Origin of the sequence: Streptomyces sp. NPDC005302, from assembly GCF_040607345.1 — a bacterium.
GTDB lineage: Bacteria > Actinomycetota > Actinomycetes > Streptomycetales > Streptomycetaceae > Streptomyces.
This window is the reverse complement of record NZ_JBEXGN010000006.1, coordinates 65,506-81,591: the sequence shown is the minus strand read 5'-3', so window position 1 is coordinate 81,591 and position 16,086 is coordinate 65,506. Positions and strand designations below refer to the sequence as shown.

Annotated in this window: 16 protein-coding genes; 7 read left to right on the top strand and 9 right to left on the bottom strand. The window is 71.8% G+C overall.

The window, feature by feature from the left end; all coding sequences use genetic code 11:
• Positions 1-119: 119 nt before the first annotated feature.
• The 3 genes from ABZT74_RS11015 to ABZT74_RS11005 are packed head-to-tail and all read right to left on the bottom strand — an operon-like array spanning position 120 to position 2,283.
• Positions 120-692, bottom strand: coding sequence for a cob(I)yrinic acid a,c-diamide adenosyltransferase (locus ABZT74_RS11015; protein ID WP_355875730.1), 573 nt, complete (start codon positions 690-692; stop codon positions 120-122).
• Between the two features lie 13 nt (positions 693-705).
• Positions 706-1,455, bottom strand: a complete 750-nt coding sequence (locus tag ABZT74_RS11010) for an ABC transporter permease (protein ID WP_356434132.1) — start codon at positions 1,453-1,455, stop codon at positions 706-708.
• Positions 1,456-1,500: 45 nt separating this feature from the next.
• Positions 1,501-2,283, bottom strand: coding sequence for an ATP-binding cassette domain-containing protein (locus ABZT74_RS11005; protein WP_356434130.1), 783 nt, complete (start codon positions 2,281-2,283; stop codon positions 1,501-1,503).
• An 80-nt stretch (positions 2,284-2,363) separates the two neighbouring features.
• Between ABZT74_RS11005 and ABZT74_RS11000 the strand changes: the two genes are divergently transcribed.
• The 4 genes from ABZT74_RS11000 to ABZT74_RS10985 all read left to right on the top strand — a co-directional run bounded on the left by ABZT74_RS11000 (position 2,364) and on the right by ABZT74_RS10985 (position 7,307).
• The gene (locus ABZT74_RS11000) at positions 2,364-3,005 is read left to right on the top strand and encodes a TetR/AcrR family transcriptional regulator (RefSeq protein WP_355875720.1); all 642 of its coding nucleotides are present in this window, start codon (positions 2,364-2,366) and stop codon (positions 3,003-3,005) included.
• Positions 3,006-3,127: 122 nt separating this feature from the next.
• Positions 3,128-3,976, top strand: a complete 849-nt coding sequence (locus tag ABZT74_RS10995; RefSeq protein WP_356434128.1) for a 3-hydroxyacyl-CoA dehydrogenase family protein — start codon at positions 3,128-3,130, stop codon at positions 3,974-3,976.
• A gap of 217 nt (positions 3,977-4,193) precedes the next feature.
• The gene (locus tag ABZT74_RS10990) at positions 4,194-4,517 is read left to right on the top strand and encodes an STAS domain-containing protein (RefSeq protein WP_261707178.1); all 324 of its coding nucleotides are present in this window, start codon (positions 4,194-4,196) and stop codon (positions 4,515-4,517) included.
• A 267-nt stretch (positions 4,518-4,784) separates the two neighbouring features.
• Entirely contained in the window at positions 4,785-7,307 is a 2,523-nt protein-coding gene (locus tag ABZT74_RS10985) for an ATP-binding protein (protein ID WP_356434126.1), read from the top strand.
• A gap of 109 nt (positions 7,308-7,416) precedes the next feature.
• Here the strand turns inward: ABZT74_RS10985 and nucS are convergent, their stop codons facing one another.
• A complete protein-coding gene (gene nucS, locus ABZT74_RS10980; protein ID WP_355875710.1) occupies positions 7,417-8,088 on the bottom strand; it encodes an endonuclease NucS in 672 nt (223 codons plus the stop codon).
• Positions 8,089-8,439: 351 nt separating this feature from the next.
• On the opposite strand from nucS, the gene ABZT74_RS10975 reads away from it, so the two are divergent.
• A complete protein-coding gene (locus ABZT74_RS10975) occupies positions 8,440-8,832 on the top strand; it encodes an SCO5389 family protein (RefSeq protein ID WP_081219465.1) in 393 nt (130 codons plus the stop codon).
• A gap of 104 nt (positions 8,833-8,936) precedes the next feature.
• Here the strand turns inward: ABZT74_RS10975 and ABZT74_RS10970 are convergent, their stop codons facing one another.
• Positions 8,937-9,965, bottom strand: coding sequence for an LLM class flavin-dependent oxidoreductase (locus ABZT74_RS10970; RefSeq protein ID WP_356434124.1), 1,029 nt, complete (start codon positions 9,963-9,965; stop codon positions 8,937-8,939).
• Between the two features lie 222 nt (positions 9,966-10,187).
• On the opposite strand from ABZT74_RS10970, the gene ABZT74_RS10965 reads away from it, so the two are divergent.
• Entirely contained in the window at positions 10,188-10,520 is a 333-nt protein-coding gene (locus ABZT74_RS10965) for an ATP/GTP-binding protein (protein WP_355875705.1), read from the top strand.
• Positions 10,521-10,552: 32 nt separating this feature from the next.
• On the opposite strand, the gene ABZT74_RS10960 is transcribed toward ABZT74_RS10965, so the two are convergent.
• From ABZT74_RS10960 to ABZT74_RS10950, 3 genes are all read right to left on the bottom strand, one after another.
• Entirely contained in the window at positions 10,553-11,377 is an 825-nt protein-coding gene (locus ABZT74_RS10960; protein ID WP_355875965.1) for an ABC transporter permease, read from the bottom strand.
• Between the two features lie 17 nt (positions 11,378-11,394).
• Complete coding sequence (locus ABZT74_RS10955; RefSeq protein ID WP_355875702.1) at positions 11,395-12,666, bottom strand: ABC transporter ATP-binding protein; 1,272 nt, start codon at positions 12,664-12,666, stop codon at positions 11,395-11,397.
• A 228-nt stretch (positions 12,667-12,894) separates the two neighbouring features.
• The gene (locus ABZT74_RS10950) at positions 12,895-13,785 is read right to left on the bottom strand and encodes a hypothetical protein (protein ID WP_356166772.1); all 891 of its coding nucleotides are present in this window, start codon (positions 13,783-13,785) and stop codon (positions 12,895-12,897) included.
• A 181-nt stretch (positions 13,786-13,966) separates the two neighbouring features.
• On the opposite strand from ABZT74_RS10950, the gene ABZT74_RS10945 reads away from it, so the two are divergent.
• Positions 13,967-14,956, top strand: a complete 990-nt coding sequence (locus tag ABZT74_RS10945; RefSeq protein WP_356166774.1) for a hypothetical protein — start codon at positions 13,967-13,969, stop codon at positions 14,954-14,956.
• A gap of 20 nt (positions 14,957-14,976) precedes the next feature.
• On the opposite strand, the gene ABZT74_RS10940 is transcribed toward ABZT74_RS10945, so the two are convergent.
• The gene (locus ABZT74_RS10940) at positions 14,977-15,996 is read right to left on the bottom strand and encodes a WYL domain-containing protein (RefSeq protein WP_356434121.1); all 1,020 of its coding nucleotides are present in this window, start codon (positions 15,994-15,996) and stop codon (positions 14,977-14,979) included.
• Positions 15,997-16,086: the final 90 nt, after the last annotated feature.

The window sequence follows — 16,086 nt, the reverse complement described above, 5'->3', positions numbered from 1 at the left end:
GGGCGCCGCGGGCCTGCCCTCGGCCGGCAAAAAACTCCGGGCGGCTCTGCGTCGGGGGTCGCCGACGGCCCCTCGCCGTCCTTGTGGGCGAGGGGTGCTGCGCGGACCGGCTGCGGGTTCTAGCGCTCCCCGCCCGGCACCCACAGGACGTCACCGGTGTCCTTGTTGGCCGTGCGCGCCAGGATGAACAGGAGGTCGGAGAGGCGGTTGAGGTACGTGGCGGTGAGCGGGTTCATCGCCTCGCCGTGGACCTCCAGCGCCGACCAGGTGGAACGCTCGGCGCGGCGGACGACCGTGCACGCCTGGTGCAGGAGGGCGGCGCCCGCGGTGCCGCCGGGCAGGATGAAGGAGCGGAGCTTCTCCAGCCGCTCGTTGAAGCGGTCGCAGTCCGCCTCCAGCTTGTCGACGTAGAACTGCTCCACGCGCAGCGGCGGGAACTGCGGGTCCTCGACCACCGGCGTCGAGAGGTCCGCGCCCACGTCGAACAGGTCGTTCTGGACGCGGGTGAGGACCTCGACGACCTCCGTCTCCAGGCCGCCCAGTGCGATGGCCGTGCCGATCACCGCGTTCGCCTCGTTGGCGTCGGCGTACGCCGAGATCCGCAGGTCGGTCTTGGCAACCCTGCTCATGTCACCGAGGGCGGTGGTGCCCTGGTCGCCGGTCCGGGTGTAGATGCGCGTCAGATTGACCATGAGGCCAGCCTAGTTATGCCCCCGCCCTGCGGAAGACGCGTGTGCCCACTGTCACGGCGAGAGCGGCGAAGCCCAGGGCCACCAGGACGCCGTACAGCATGTGCGCCGTGGCGTAGGAGCTGACGTACGCGTCCCGGACCGCGTCGACCAGATAGCGGAACGGCATGAAGTGCGAGAGCACGTCCAGCCAGCCGGGGGCGAGGGCCATCGGCAGCATCAGGCCGGACAGCAGCATGGACGGCATGGTCAGCGCGTTCACGGCGGGTCCGAACTCCTGCGGCGTGCTGACCTTCAGGGCGAGGGCGTACGACAGTGAGGCGAGCGAGACGGTCAGCAGGGCGACGAAGGCGAAGCCGATCAGGATGCCGGCGAGCGGGGCGCGCAGTCCCATCACCAGGGCCGCCAGGACCAGCAGCACCGCCTGGAGGACGAAGACGGCGGCGTCGCGCAGCACCCGGCCGAGCAGCAGCGCGAGACGGCTCACGGGGGTGACCCGCATCCGTTCCACGATGCCCAGGTTCTTCTCGATGATGATCGTGAAACCGGCGAACGCGGCGCCGAACAGTCCGAGTTGGAGCAGCAGGCCGGGGACGAGAACCTGCCAGGAGGTGCCTCGGGAGGCGAGGGGCAGGCCAGTCAGGAGCGGTCCGAAGAAGAGCAGGTACAGCAACGGCATCAGGGCGCCGAAGAGCATCGCGAAGCGGGAGCGCAGGGTCTGGCGGGCGTAGCGCCCGAAGATCAGCGCGGTGTCCTGGAGAAGCATCGGTCCTCGGTCCCTTTCGACGGGTCGGTCGGCTGCGGGGCGGTGTCAGACGGCCACGGGTGCGGTGTCGGCCGGTTCGGGGCCGCGTCCGGTGATGGCGAGGAACGTGTCCTGGAGGGTCGCGTCGGGGGAGCCGCCGTGCGCCCGCTTCAGCGCGCCGGGCGTGCCGTCGGCGACCACCACGCCCCGGTCGACGATCACCAGTCGGTCGGCGAGCGCGTCCGCCTCGTCGAGGTAGTGGGTGGTGAGGAAGACCGTGGTGCCGTGGGTGTCGCGCAGCCGGCGCACGAGGTCCCAGAGGTCGGCGCGGCTGCCGGGGTCGAGCCCGGTCGTCGGTTCGTCGAGGAAGAGCACCACGGGCCGGTGGGTGAGGCCGAGCGCGATGTCCAGACGGCGTCGCCGGCCGCCGGAGAGCGTGCCGACGCGGCGGTCCATGAGACCGGTGAGGCCGAGTTCGTGGGCCAGTTCGTCGGCGCGCTCGACCGCCCGCGCCCTGGGCAGCCGGTACAGCCGCCCCTGGGTGACCAGCTCCTCCCGCACGGTGACGTGCGGGTCGACGCCGCCCGACTGGGCCACGTAGCCGCAGGCGCGGCGCACGCCCGCCGGGTCGCCGGCGAGGTCGCAGCCCGCGACGGTCGCCGCGCCGCCGGTGGGGGCGAGCAGGGTGGTGAGCATCCGGAGCGTGGTGGTCTTGCCGGCGCCGTTGGGTCCGAGGAGGCCGAGGATCTCGCCGGGCCGCACGGTGAGGTCGATGCCGCGCACCGCCTCCACCGGCCCCCGTTTGGTCGCGAAGGTGCGGGCCAGTCCGGCCGTACTGATGATTGCCATGCCATCAGAAAAACAGAGTCCCTCAAATTTTGCAATGACTCCAAAATTTCAGCGGAACCAGCGAAAGTTAGGATGCGGACATGGCGGAAGGGCTCAGGGAGCGCAAGAAACGGCAGACGCGGCAGTACATCTCCGATGTCGCCACGGGCCTGTTCCTGGAACGGGGCTTCGACGCGGTGACCGTCGCGGAGATCGCGGACGCCGCGGACGTCTCCGTGAACACCGTCTACAACTACTTCCCGGCCAAGGAGGACCTCTTCCTCGACCGCTCGCGGGGCGTCGTCGACCGCCTCGCCGGCTGGGTGCGCGGCCGGGCGAAGGGTGAGTCGGCCGCCGCCGCGGTCCTGCGTGAACTGCGCGACGAGGTCCAGGCGGTCTCCCCGCGGCTCGGTCTGATGACCGGGTACGCCCGTTTCATGGAGGTCATCCAGGACGCGGCCGCGCTCCGCTCGCGACTGTGGGCCATCGGCCAGGAGATCCTCGTCAACCTGGAGGAGGCGCTGCGCGAGGAAGTGGCCGCGCCCCCCGGGGATCCGCTGCCGGGCCTCGTCGCGGGCCAGATCAACTGGGTGCACCAGACCGTCATGTCGGTCATCGGCCGGGAGATGATGGCCGGCCGCAATCCGGACGAAGTGTCACGCGAGGTGCTTCTGCTCCTCGACGACATGGAGGACCTGTTGAGCCCCAAGGTGCTCAACTACGCCGTACGGGCGGTCGAATGAGCCGTGCCGGTGTGATGTCCGTCAGATGAGACGTGACGCGCGTTACTTACCGGTCACACAGGCGCACACGGACGCTAGGGTCCGCCGGAGAGCAACTCATTCAGCGTGTTAAGGGAGTCGGAGTGGCACGGAAGCTCGCCGTCATCGGAGCCGGACTCATGGGGTCCGGCATCGCTCAGGTCTCCGCGCAGGCGGGCTGGGACGTGGTCCTGCGCGATGTCACCGACGAGGCGCTCGGCCGTGGCCTCGACGGGATCAAGACCTCGTACGACAAGTTCGTCGGCAAGGGCAAGCTGGAGGCGGCCGACGCCGAGGCGGCGCTCGCGCGCATCACCGCGACCACCGACCTGGAGGCGGCGTCCGACGCGGACATCGTCGTCGAGGCCGTCTTCGAGAAGCTCGAGGTCAAGCACGAGATCTTCCGGGCCCTCGACAAGATCGTGCGCCCCGACACCGTGCTCGCCTCGAACACCTCCGCGATCCCGATCACCAAGATCGCGGCGGCCACCGAGCGCCCGGAGCGCGTCGTCGGCGTGCACTTCTTCTCGCCCGTGCCGATGATGCAGCTCGTCGAACTGGTCCGCGGCTACAAGACGAGCGACGAAACGCTCGCCACCGCACGGGAGTTCAGCGAGTCCGTCGGCAAGACCTGCATCGTCGTCAACCGCGACGTCGCCGGCTTCGTGACCACCCGTCTCATCTCGGCCCTCGTCGTCGAGGCGACCAAGCTGTACGAGTCCGGCGTGGCCACCGCCGAGGACATCGACCTCGCCTGCCGGCTGGGCTTCGGCCACGCGATGGGACCCCTCGCCACCGCCGACCTCACCGGCGTCGACATCCTGCTGCACGCCACCGGCAACATCTACACCGAGACCCAGGACGAGAAGTTCGCGCCGCCCGAGCTGATGCGCCGGATGGTTGACGCCGGTGACATCGGGCGCAAGAGCGGGCAGGGCTTCTACAAGCACTGAACGATCACCGCGGCGACGGACGACCCCGTCGCCGCGTTCGGCACGGAAACCGCACGCGCCTCTCGGGTGTCACCCCATGAGGTGAATTCGGTATCGGTTCGCTTACAGACGGCAACCTCTGCGGCCCTCAGGCAGTCAGACGGTGCACAAGATACAGACGTGAAGACGCGGTAACAGACACACGCGGAGTTTCGAGACGCATTCTCGGGGAGCGCATATGTACATCAGGGGCGACCACGCCGAGCTGGTCGTCGGGGGCCGCCTCGACGTACGCAGCGCGGCGGACGCCCGCACGGTCCTGCACTCGGCCGTCGACGACGGAGCCGGCGACCTCGTGCTGGACCTGTCCGAGCTGGACTCCTGGGACGCCACCGGCCTCGGTGTCATCATGGGGGCCCACCGACGCGCCGGGCGGTGCGGCAGACGGCTCGTGCTGCGCGGTGTCCCACCGCAGATGCAGCGCCTGCTGGTGGCCACCCGGCTGCACCGCATCCTGGCGATCGAGGGCGGTATCGGGGTCGAGTCCCTGCCCCGCGTCTGACCCGTGCGAGCACCTCACCGCGCCGCGTAAGCGACCGCGTCCGCGCCCTGACCGGCGCGGGAAACGCACCACGTGCACAATCCTCACGAAGCTGTGACGGTTCGGACGGCGCGGTACCCCGCCTGTTCGTAGATACTGTGCGAAGGTTTAGGGTTCGGCTGCCCGCCGCCTGAAACCCTACGAGCGGGCACCGGACCAGAAGCGACAGCGCGGTGTGCAGCACGGCCGGGAGGGCTTGGCACACGACGCTTTTGGGGGGCTTGGAACATGGACCCGACCAACCGGGGACCCGAAGAGTACGGCCATGACGACGACGGCCAGGCGCCTCGCCCGCGCCCGCCGCGCGACCCGCTCGCCACCGACCTGGGCCAGCACGCACCCGCGCTCGTCCGCACGGTCCAGCTCGTCTCGGGCGACTTCCTGCTCACGGTCAACCCCGTCGACGGCAGCGAGATCGAGAACTGCCCGCCGCACGAGCGACCGCAGCCGCCCGTGAAGCACGGCGCCGCCGCACGCGCCGAACTGGCCCGCGCGGCCCGCCCGCCCGTACCGCCCGGCCCCGCGCAGCCCCGGCTGCCCCTCCTGGAACGCCAGGAAGAACGCGAGCGGCTCGTACGCCTCCTCGCCCGCGGCCGTTCCATACGGCTGACCGGACCCTCCGGATCCGGCCGTACCGTCCTCCTCGACGCCGTCGCCGACGACTGCGCGGACCTCGCCCCCGACGGCGTCGTCCGCCTCTGCGGCTACCGGCGCACCGCGGCCGACCTGCTCCACGACCTCTTCGCGGCCGTCCACGACGCCCCGCTGCACCGCCCCGACCGCGACGAACTGCTCCGCCTCGTCCGCGACGTCGGCGCCGTCGTCGTCATCGACGACATCGAGATCGGCGGCAGCGCCCTCGACGAACTCCTCGACGCCACCCCCGAGTGCGCCTTCGTCGTCGCCGCCACCCCCGACGTGCCGGCACCCTCCGGCGAGGCACTCCTCGAAGAGGTCGTCCTCGGCGGACTCGACCGCAGTGGCGGCCTCGAACTCCTCGAACGCTCCGTCGGACGCGTGCTGACCGAGGAGGAGTCGAACTGGGCGGGTGACCTCTGGTTCGAGTCCGAGGGACTGCCCCTGCGCTTCATGCAGGCCGGCGCCCTGCTGCGGCAGCGCGACCGGCTGCAGGCCGGCGAGGACGCCCTCGACGAGTACGGGGTCTTCCAGCAGGTCCCGGACGACGCGCCCCTCGAGGCCGTCGACGGCCACGACGTGCCGCTGCCCTCCCTCGCCGAAGGCGCCGCACCCGCAGCGCTGCTCGCGTCCCGGCTCAGTGAGTCTGCGCGCGCCACACTGCGCTTCGCCGTCGCGCTCGGCGGCGAGGTGCCCCACCAGGCGCACCTGCCCGCCCTCGTGGGCGACACCCACGCCGATGCCGCGCTCGCCGAACTGGCCGGCTGCGCGCTGATCTCCCCGGTCGGCTCCCGCTACCGGCTCGCCGCCGGCGTGCAGGCGCAGCTGGAGGCCTCCGGCTACGCGGACGCCCTGGACGAGCAGGCCCGCGCCGCCGCCCAGCACTACACCTGGTGGGCCGGACACCCCTCGGTCACCCCGGAGCGGGTCTGCGCCGAGGCCGACGCCGTGCTCGCCGCGCTCACCGCTCTCGTGCCCGGCACCACCGCCCCGCTCGACGACGAGGACGAGAGCCCCGCCGTCCGGCTGGCCCGCACGGCCGGACCCGCTTTCGCCGCCGGGCTGCACTGGAGCGCCTGGGAACGCGCCCTGCGCTCCGGCGCCGAGGCGTCCCGGCTCTCCGGCGAGGTCGGGGAACAGGCCTACTTCCACCACGAGTTGGGCATTCTCGCGCTCTGCGGCGGCCAGCTGGACCGGGCCCGTGCCGAGCTGGAGGCGTCCATAGGCCTGCGCGGCGCCCTGGCCGACAAGCGCGGCACCACCGCGGGCCGCCGCGCCCTCGCCCTGGTCGCCGACCGCTCGGGAACCCCGTACGCCATCGGCGGACGCACCGCGGCGGAGGAGGTGCCGGACGCGCGGCACGAGGAGTCGATGTCGCCGCCCGGCGGCGTCCCGGCGCCCTTCCCGACGGTCGTCGACACCTCGGGCGGCGCCGTGACGGTGCTCGCCCACCCCGCCGGGGACTTCCCCGCCGAGAAGCGGCAGAGCGTCACCGGGCGCCTCGTCACCGGCACCCGGCGCAACCTGGTCGCCGCGGGCGCCGGCGCGCTCCTCGTCGCCGTCCTCGGCACGGTGGTCACCCTCGGCGCGACCTCGAACCACGACAGCGACACCCCGTCCGAGAAGGTCGGCGTCAACCCGTCGGCCAGTCAGGGCAGCGAGGACGACAGCCTCGGCGCCGACAAGGCGAAGAAGGCCGGCGACTCCAGTCCCACCGCCGGCACCCCGGCCGCGCCCACCGACCCCGGGCCCGACGGCACGTACGGCACGACGGACGATCCGACGCCCACCGCCACGGCCACGCGCGGGCCCTCCGACGACCCGACCGGCACCCACACGTCGGGCAAGCCGTCGAAGTCGCCGACTCCGTCCAAGTCGCCGTCGAAGTCGACCAAGCCGTCGTCCTCCCCGAAGCCGTCGACCAGTACGTCTCCGTCGCCTTCGGACAGCGGCTCCCCGTCTCCCTCGGCGACGGAATCGACCGAGCCGTCCACCTCCGACTCCGCGAGCGGCCCCGTGACGACCGGTGCGCCCGCGAGCACGTCGGCCGGAGTGCCGGAGAGCAGTGGTCCGGCGAGCGGCGTGGCGGGATCGCCGAGCGGCGCGGTGATCTGACCGCGGGCCGTACGACATGAGGGAGGGCCGGGTCCTGTGACGGACCCGGCCCTCCCTCGTCGTGCGTACGGCAGGGGCGCGGGGTGCGGACCGCGAGCCGGCGTGCGGGTCAGAACAGGCGCAGCTTGTCGTCCTCGATGCCCCGCAGGGCGTTGTAGTCCAGGACCGTGCAGCCGATGCCGCGGTCGGTGGCGAGGACGCGGGCCTGCGGCTTGATCTCCTGGGCGGCGAAGATGCCGCGGACCGGCGCGAGGTGCGGGTCGCGGTTCAACAGATCGAGATAGCGCGTGAGTTGCTCGACGCCGTCGATCTCACCGCGCCGCTTGATCTCCACGGCGACCGTCGCGCCGTCGGCGTCCCGGCACAGGATGTCGACCGGGCCGATGGCCGTCATGTACTCGCGGCGGATGAGGGAGTAGCCCTCGCCGAGCGTCTCGATGCGGTCGGCGAGCAGCTCCTGGAGGTGTGCTTCCACGCCGTCCTTGATCAGGCCGGGGTCCACACCGAGTTCGTGTGAGGAGTCGTGGAGGACCTCCTCCATCGTGATGATGAGCTTCTCGCCCGCCTTGTTGACGACGGTCCAGGTGCCTTCCTCGTCGCCGGAGCCCTCCTTCAGCGTGCAGGGCGGAGACATCCAGTTGAGGGGCTTGTAGGCCCGGTCGTCCGCGTGGATCGAGACGCTTCCGTCCGCCTTCACGAGGATGAGGCGCGGGGCCGACGGGAGGTGGGCCGTGAGCCGGCCCGCGTAGTCCACGGAACAGCGGGCAATGACGAGACGCATGGTCGGCAACGCTACTCGACCGGTGGTGGTGCACGCGATTCTCCCGCCCCACTCGCACCATCGATCATCCCGGAAAGCGTGGTTGGTTCCTTTTGTTCCCGCGGTCGCCGGGTTCAGGCCGGGCGGGCGCGGGTGGGCCATCCCATTGATCCTGAAGATTCCGTGTTCGGGGGTGGCTGATTGTCGGCCTACTGGTGGTTCGCTATGTGCCCATTCTCCTGGTGCCGTCACCTGGCGTTGCTTACCGTATAAGCGGGAGGTCGTGACGCGTGTACTCAGCGTGTCTGACATCGCGAACTCCCCATCCCTGTCCGGCAACCCCCGAGGTCTGGGGGTGCGAGAGGAGAACCCATGTCGCTCGACGTCTCACCGGCCCTACTCCAACAGGCCGAGCGAGGCGAGGTCGACGAAGCTGACTTCGTCGACTGCGTCCGGACCTCCCTGCCCTATGCGTGGGAGATGATCAGCTCCCTGGTGGCCCAGCTGAAGGTCGACGGCGGCAACTTCGCCGACAACCAGACGCCCCCGCCGGACGAGCAGGCACGTGGCCAGCTGCTGCGTGCGCTCGCGAGTGACGCGATACGCGGCGCGCTGCAGCGGCACTTCGGGGTGCGGCTGGCCTTCCAGAACTGCCACCGGGTGGCGGTGTTCCCGCTGGACGACGCAGTGGACGACACGCTGGCACGCTTCACCTCGGTTCGCAGTCAACTGCTCAATCAGTCCCCGGAGTTCCGGGACTGCTGATGCGGTGACACCGCTTGGCTTGCCGCTCCGTCCGCGGGAGGTGCTCTGGTACCGGAGCGGCAAGCTCACCGTGTGGCCGGTCCCTCGGACCGGCCGCCGACCGGTCATCCGAGGTTCGGGAGGACCTCGGCCCCGAGTCGGCGTACGTTCTCCTCGGTCGCCGCCAGGTCGCCCGAGCCCTCGACGAGAAGGGCGAACCGCGAGATGCCGGTCCGCTCCGAGGTGGCCGCGAGGCGGTCCGCGCACAGCCGGGGTGTGCCCACCGGGTGCAGCCCGCAGAGCAGTTCGGTGTACGCCACCGGATCGCGCATCGAGCGGGCGCGGCCGTCGATCGTCACATGGGCGTCCAGCCCCTGCTTCAGCCAGCCCGGCATCGCCTTCACGAGTGTCTCCACGGCGTCCGTACGGCGGTCGGCGATCTGGCAGACGCCGGCGGACACATGGGCGGCGGTGTGGATCTCGTCCCCGGAGCGGCCCGCGGCGCGCGCGTGCCTCCTCCACAGCCCGACCATTTCGGCCTTCTCCTCGTCCCCGACGTGCATGCCGAGAAGCATCGGCAGCCCACGCTCGGCGGCGAGCCGCACGCTCGCCGGTGAGGTGCAGGCCACCACGACCTCGGGCCCCGCGGCCTCGCACAGCGCCTCCGACGGGCGCGGTACGACGGGGACTTCACGGAAGGGGAACCGCTCGGAGGCGCTCGCCACGGACGGCTCGCGCAGCCAGCGCATCAGCAGATCGAGAGACTCCGGGAACCCCTGTTCGTACGCCTCCAGGCCCGCTCCGAACACCTCCAGGTCGACCCAGGGGCCGCCGCGGCCGACGCCCAGCGAGAACCGCCCGCCAGACGTCAGGTGCAGCAGCGCGGCCTGTTCGCCGAGCGCCACGGGGTGCGCCGTGGGCAGCACGCTGACGGCGGTGCCGACCCGGATGCGGCTGGTGCGGCCCAGCAGATACGCGGCGAGCGTGACGGCCGACGGGCACGTGCCGTACGGCACGAAGTGGTGTTCGGCCAGCCAGACCGTGTCGAGACCGGCCTCCTCGGCGACCTCGGCCGACCGCACCGCGCGATGCAGGGCCTCTCCCTGGCCCTGTCCCGGGAACTGGGCGGCGAGTACAAAACTTCCTACGTGCATCGAACTTTCCTGCTTCCTCGGCTCCGACAGGGAGCTCCCCCACCCGGCATAACCTCCTGACACGTGCCGAAGTCACGGCCTGGCGGAGAGATTTGCGGATTGTCTGGGAAATGGGCCGTCCGATGGGGCATCTGTGCGGGTTGGCGCTGTACGCGTACCCCTGGGTGCGCCGCGTAGGCTGGACGTGGCCCCTGCTCCCTGTATAGCTCCGTGAGGTGTCCCTTGTCCCCGCGTCGCAACCGTCCGAAGGACGCCGGCTCGTCCGGCGGCAGCGCCGAGGCGGACCCGTCGGACCGCTACGGCGGCTGGCAGTCCACGGAGAGCTGGCAGGGCGAGGAGTGGAGCGTGCGCCATGTGGCGGGCGCGAGCGCGCAGGGCAAGACCTACCGCTGTCCCGGCTGCGACCAGCTGATCCCCTCCGGGATGCCGCACGTGGTGGCCTGGCCGGAGCACTCGGGCGTCGACGAGCGGCGGCACTGGCACAAGGCCTGCTGGAACGCGAAGGACCGCCGCACCTCGCGGGTGCAGCGGTCCCGTAACGCGCCCAGGTTCTAGGCGACTTCAGGTTCCCGTGGGGGCTCGGGGCGTCACACGTCCCGGCGGTCCAGCAGGACGAAGGCGCCGACGATGGCGGCCGCCGTCACTCCGGCGAGCAGGCCGAGCTGCGCGCCGCCGTGGCCGCTCTCCCGGTCGATCTGGAAGATCCGGGCGAGGGCGTTCGGGGCGTTGTACTCCTGCATCTTCTCGCCGAGCGTCCGCATGCTCTCGGACATCATCAGGAACGCCGGCATGATCGCGGGGACCAGCACGACGCCGAGCATCGTGGTGATCGCGCCCGCCGAGTGACGCAGCATCGAGCCCACGGCGAGCGCCAGGACGCCGAGCAGCGACACGTACAGCGCGCCCATCACGACGGTGCCGCCCCACGGCACCGCGGACGGTCCGCTGTGCATCCCCTCGGTGAACAGGCCGACCAGCCCGATCGCGAAGGCCGAGACGACGAAGGCCACCGCGAAGAAGATGATCAGCTTCGCGGCGAACACCCGGTGGCGCTGCGGCGAGGCGGTGAACGTCGTGCGGATCATGCCGGTGCCGTACTCGGACGAGACGACCAGCACGCCCAGCGTGATCAGGCAGATCTGTCCGAGCATCAGGCCGAAGAACGCCGGGATCGTGTACGGCACGTCGCCGAAGTCCTCGTTCGTGGTCTGCGCGGCGACCAGGAAGCCGATGCCGACCACCAGCAGCAGGAAGATCCCGAGCGTCCACAGGGTGGAGCGCACCGACTTGATCTTCGTCCACTCGGAGTTGAGCGCGTGCCCGAGGTGGGTGCGGGTGACGGGGATCGGCGAGGTGTACGACGTGCCGGGCGCCGGCTGCCATGCGGGGGCAGCGGCGCTCTGCTGCGGCATCGGGGGCTGGGGCGTGCTCATCGGGCGTCCTCGGGCTTGGTCAGGTCGGCGGCGGGCGCGGGGGCCGGGGCGGCGGCGGGCGCCGGGGTCCCCGCAGGGGCCTGCGGAGCGGCGTACGGGTTGACGTCCGCGGCGCCCGGGGCGGCCGGGGCGCCGTACGGACCGTGGCCCGCGCCGGGGGCGCCGTGGGCGACGGGAGCGGCGTACGGGCCGGCCTGGGGCTGACCCTGGGGCATCGCGAAGGGCGGCTGCCCGCCGTGCTGGGGCGGCGGCGGGGCGTACCAGCCGGGCTGGCCCTGGCCCGCCACCGGCAGGTGCGGCTGCGGCACGGCGCCCGGCGGGAGCTGCTGCTGGAGCCCGGCCTTCTGGTCGATGGTCGAGCGGTAGTCGACGGCGCCCTGCGTCATCCGCATGTACGCCTCCTCCAGCGAGGCCTGGTGCGGCGACAGCTCCCACAACCGGACGTCGGAGGAGTGCGCCAGGTCGCTGATGCGGGCGAGCGGCAGGCCGGTGATGCGCAGCGCGCCGTCCTGCTCGGGCAGCACCTGGCCGCCGGCCTCGGTCAGCGCGGCGGTCAGCTTCTCGCGCTGCTGCGGCTCGGTGTCCGGGGTGCGCACCCGGGCGAAGTCGGCCGAGTTGTGGGAGATGAAGTCCTTGATGTTCTGGTCGGCGAGCAGCTGGCCGCGGCCGATCACGATGAGGTGGTCGGCGGTCAGCGCCATCTCGCTCATCAGGTGCGAGGAGACGAAGACCGTACGGCCCTCCGCCGCGAGGGACTTCATCAGGTTGCGCACCCAGAGGATGCCCTCGGGGTCCAGTCCGTTGACCGGCTCGTCGAAGAGCAGCACCTGGGGGTCGCCGAGGAGCGCGGCGGCGATGCCGAGGCGCTGGCCCATGCCGAGCGAGAACCCCTTGGAGCGCTTCCTGGCCACGTCCTGCAGACCGACGACGCCGAGCACCTCGTCCACCCGGCGGGCCGGGATGCCCGACAGCTGAGCCAGGCACAGCAGGTGGTTGCGGGCGTGCCGGCCGCCGTGCACGGCCTTGGCGTCGAGGAGCGCGCCTACCTGGCGGGGGGCGTTCGGCAGCTTGCGGTAGGGGAAGCCGCCGATCGTCACCTGCCCGGAGCTGGGGTTGTCGAGACCGAGGATCATCCGCATCGTCGTCGACTTGCCGGAGCCGTTGGGCCCGAGGAAGCCGGTGACGGCACCCGGCCGCACCTGGAAGGAAAGGTTGTACACGGCCGTCTTGGCGCCATAGCGCTTCGTCAGGCCGACTGCCTCGATCATGCTCCGCACCCATCGAAAGGTTCAGGACGGCGGGGCGCACGCCCCCGTAAGGCTTAGGAGGATATCCGGGCCCTGACGGTTCCACTCAAGAGAGAGTAAAACCGTGCTGGTCGGAAGGGCAAAGATCCAGTAGGGACGCCGATTTCGCACGGCTGTCCTGTCAGGTACCCGCCGTCCCTGGTCGGCCGGGAAAAGGGAACCGGCGCTTCCTGGCCGGTGGCCGGATCGTCAGGGGCCCGGCGGCAGCGAGTCCTCCATCGGAGGCAGGTCGTCGTAGAGCCGCAGCTCGGCCGAATCGTCCACGTACGGGAGGAAGTCGGTCTGCGGCAGCACCCAGCCCTCCTCGCCGAAGATCAGCGTGCCGCGCTCGCGCAGCGACCGGTCGGCACCCGCGCCGCGCACCCAGGCCGCCGGGTCCGGACCGAGCAGATCGCGCAGCCGCGCCGAGGCGGAGAGCAGCGAGGCAAGCAGCGCGGACTGGTCGCCGCCGCCCGGCCGGGGCCGCCCGCTCTCCGGGTCGGCGAGCACACCGTGCGCGCTGAAGTAGATGTACGCACCGCCGAGGCGCTCCCCGGAGGGCATCGTCATCGCGAACGCGTCGCCCGGGAGTATCGCCCGCCGGTAGTCCGGGAACTCGGTGTCGTCGACCGCCTTGAGCTGCGTCGAGTCCAGCCAGGTCACCACGAGCGTCGTCTCGGCCGCCCGGTCGACGTACGGCGTCCCCGCGACATAGCCCGCCGGGCTGATGTGCCCCGAGCAGCCGACGCCGATGCCGCGCACCCGCACCGGCACCATCGGCACCGTCGCCGGGATGCCGAGCCGGGTCAGCTTGTGCGCGACCTGCCCGGGGGAGGCGTTCGACCCGACCGCGATCACCGGGTGCCTCCGGCCGGTGCCGACCTGCCCCAGATCGGCGAGGGCCTCGTCGAGGCGCTGCTGCTCCTGTCGCTCCTCCACCCACCACTCGCCGAGCCGCAGCGGCCGCACGTCCAGCTGCAGCAGCTCACCGCCGGTCAGCAGCGACGGCTCGGTGGTGGGCCGGCCGGGATAGGTGAGGGGTTTCTTCGCGGGCACGTCGTCCAGGCCCAGCGCCTCAAGGCTTCGGTCCTTCGTCGTCACGGTGACGCCCTTCGGGGGTGGTCGCGCGAATACCGGCACAGCCTTTCACGCGATGTCTACCCGGGACGGGGCCCGGTCTCCCCGACGAAGCGGGGTTGGTCAGAACCGGCACCGGGAATCATGCCGTCCCCATTGTACGAGGGGACCCGAAGTCGGTTATGGGGGAAGCAAGTTGAGGCTCATGGGACGCGAGGTGCGGTGGCCGGGACGGTCCGCCGACACCCGCACGCATCCGCGCTATCGCACGTCCGTTCGCTGGTGGATCGCGGGCCGCACCGTCCACGCGCTGCTCCTGATGACACTCGGCGCCCTGGCCGGGCTCTCCGTGCTCATCGCGACGGCGTGGACGCTCACCGAGCACTCCCCGCGCTCCATGGCGGACCGGTTCTCGAACGAGGAGGCGCTCCTCGACCTCAGCCTCACCGTGCTGCGCGCCTGCGTCGGCACCGACAACCTCGAACCCGAACCGGACAGCACCGCGCACCAGACGCTCGCCACGGTCGCCTCCCTCACCGGCGCGCTGGTGCCCGCCGTTCTGCTCGGCATCGTCCTGATCAAGATGTTCGCGCTGCGGCCCTTCGTCTGGCGGCGGCGGGCCAGCATCTCGCACGCCTGGACCGCCGACTTCCCGGGCTACTCGCGGAACAACGCCACCAGCGACGACGCGATCATCGCCGTCCGGTTCTACAACCGCTTCGACAACCTCTCGGTCGTCGACCTGCGGGCCCGCGCGCACCTGCGCTACCTCGAACGCTCCCCGCACGACGGCAGCCTCGTCATCTACAAGCAGTGGCTGAAGGTCCTGGACGCGCAGGGCGAGCCGGCCGAGGAGCGCAGCTGGCTCGCGGTGGAACGCGGGGCGCCCTTCACGGTGTGGATACCGGTCGAGGCACCGGTGGGGGAGCTGCCGTTCCGGCGGATCCAGGGCAAGGACCTGGAGGGCTCCCACGGGGTGAAGCTCCTCGTCCGGCTGACCGCGCGGACGGTCGGCCTCGGCACCGAGGTCGCCGACGAGCGCTGGTTCGACCTGGAGGGCGGCGACTTCGAGCTCGGCCGGTTCGTGCCGCTCCAGCCCGACCTCGACAAGGACGTGTGGCACTGGGAGGGCTGGACGGACTTCGACGGCCTCACCGGTTCCCGGCCCGACGACGACAGGACCGGATCCGCGTAGAAGAGCCGTCCGCCGGCGCTTCAGGCCTGCCGTGCGCGGCGCGCGAAGCGGTCCGCCAGCGCGACGACCAGCTCGCGGAGCTCGTCGGGACGCTCGACGACGAACGGCAGGTCGAGCGCGGCGAGCACCGGCGGCAGCCAGTCGAGCCGCTCGGCCCGCAACTCGACCCGCAGCCAGGGCGGACCGTCGGCTTCGGCGGCGGAGGCGGGTTCCCGGGCGGGTGGGGGTGGCTCGCCGCCCGCGAGGGTGGTCACGCTCGCGACACTCGCCGGGAGGCGGGTGCGGATCTGCTCGGCCGTCCCGCGGACGCGCAGCGTCACCTCGTGGCGGTACGCGGCCGTGGCGAACCCCGACAGCACCCGCTGCGCCGGATCGGGGCCCTCGACCGCCTCGAACGACCCGGGCAGGAGGCGCGCGTCGGCGACACGGTCCAGCCGGAGGGTCCGGTCCTCACCGATCCCGGGGTCCCGGCCGGTGACGTACCACCGGCCCGCGTGCGCCACGACCCCCTGCGGGTGCAGCGTCCGGTCCCCGCGCCGTCCCGCACGGTCGGTGTACCTGATCGCCACCGGCCGGCGGTGGCGCACCGCGTCGGCCAGGGTGAGCAGGACCCCCGCGTCCGGGGCGGCGAACTCGCCGGCCGGCTCCGTGAAGGCGAGGGACTCCAGGACCGCGTCGACGCGGTCGGCCAGGTGGCGGGGCAGCACCCGCCGGATCTTCGCCGCCGCGGTCTCACCCGCGGTGGCGGTCGCCGTCGTCAGCCCCGTCCGCCGGCCGGCGATCAGACCGAGCAGCACGGCGACGGCCTCGTCCTCGCCGAGCATGAGCGGCGGCAGCCGGTGACCCGGGCCGAGCCGGTAGCCGCCGTAGCGGCCGCGCACCGCCTCGACCGGCACGTCCAGGTCGATCAGGTGGTCCACGTAGCGCCGCACGGTGCGGCCGTCGACGCCCAGCCGCTCCGCGAGCTCGGCCATCGTCCGGGTGCCGCCCGACTGGAGCAGTTCCAGCAGGGTGAGCACGCGGCCGGTGGGTCGGGACATGCTCCGAGCCTAGCGTCAATAGTGGACCGATTCTGTCCGGTATCGGGTCTAGCGTGCGGAGCAAGGCACACCGACCCCCAGGGAGTACGC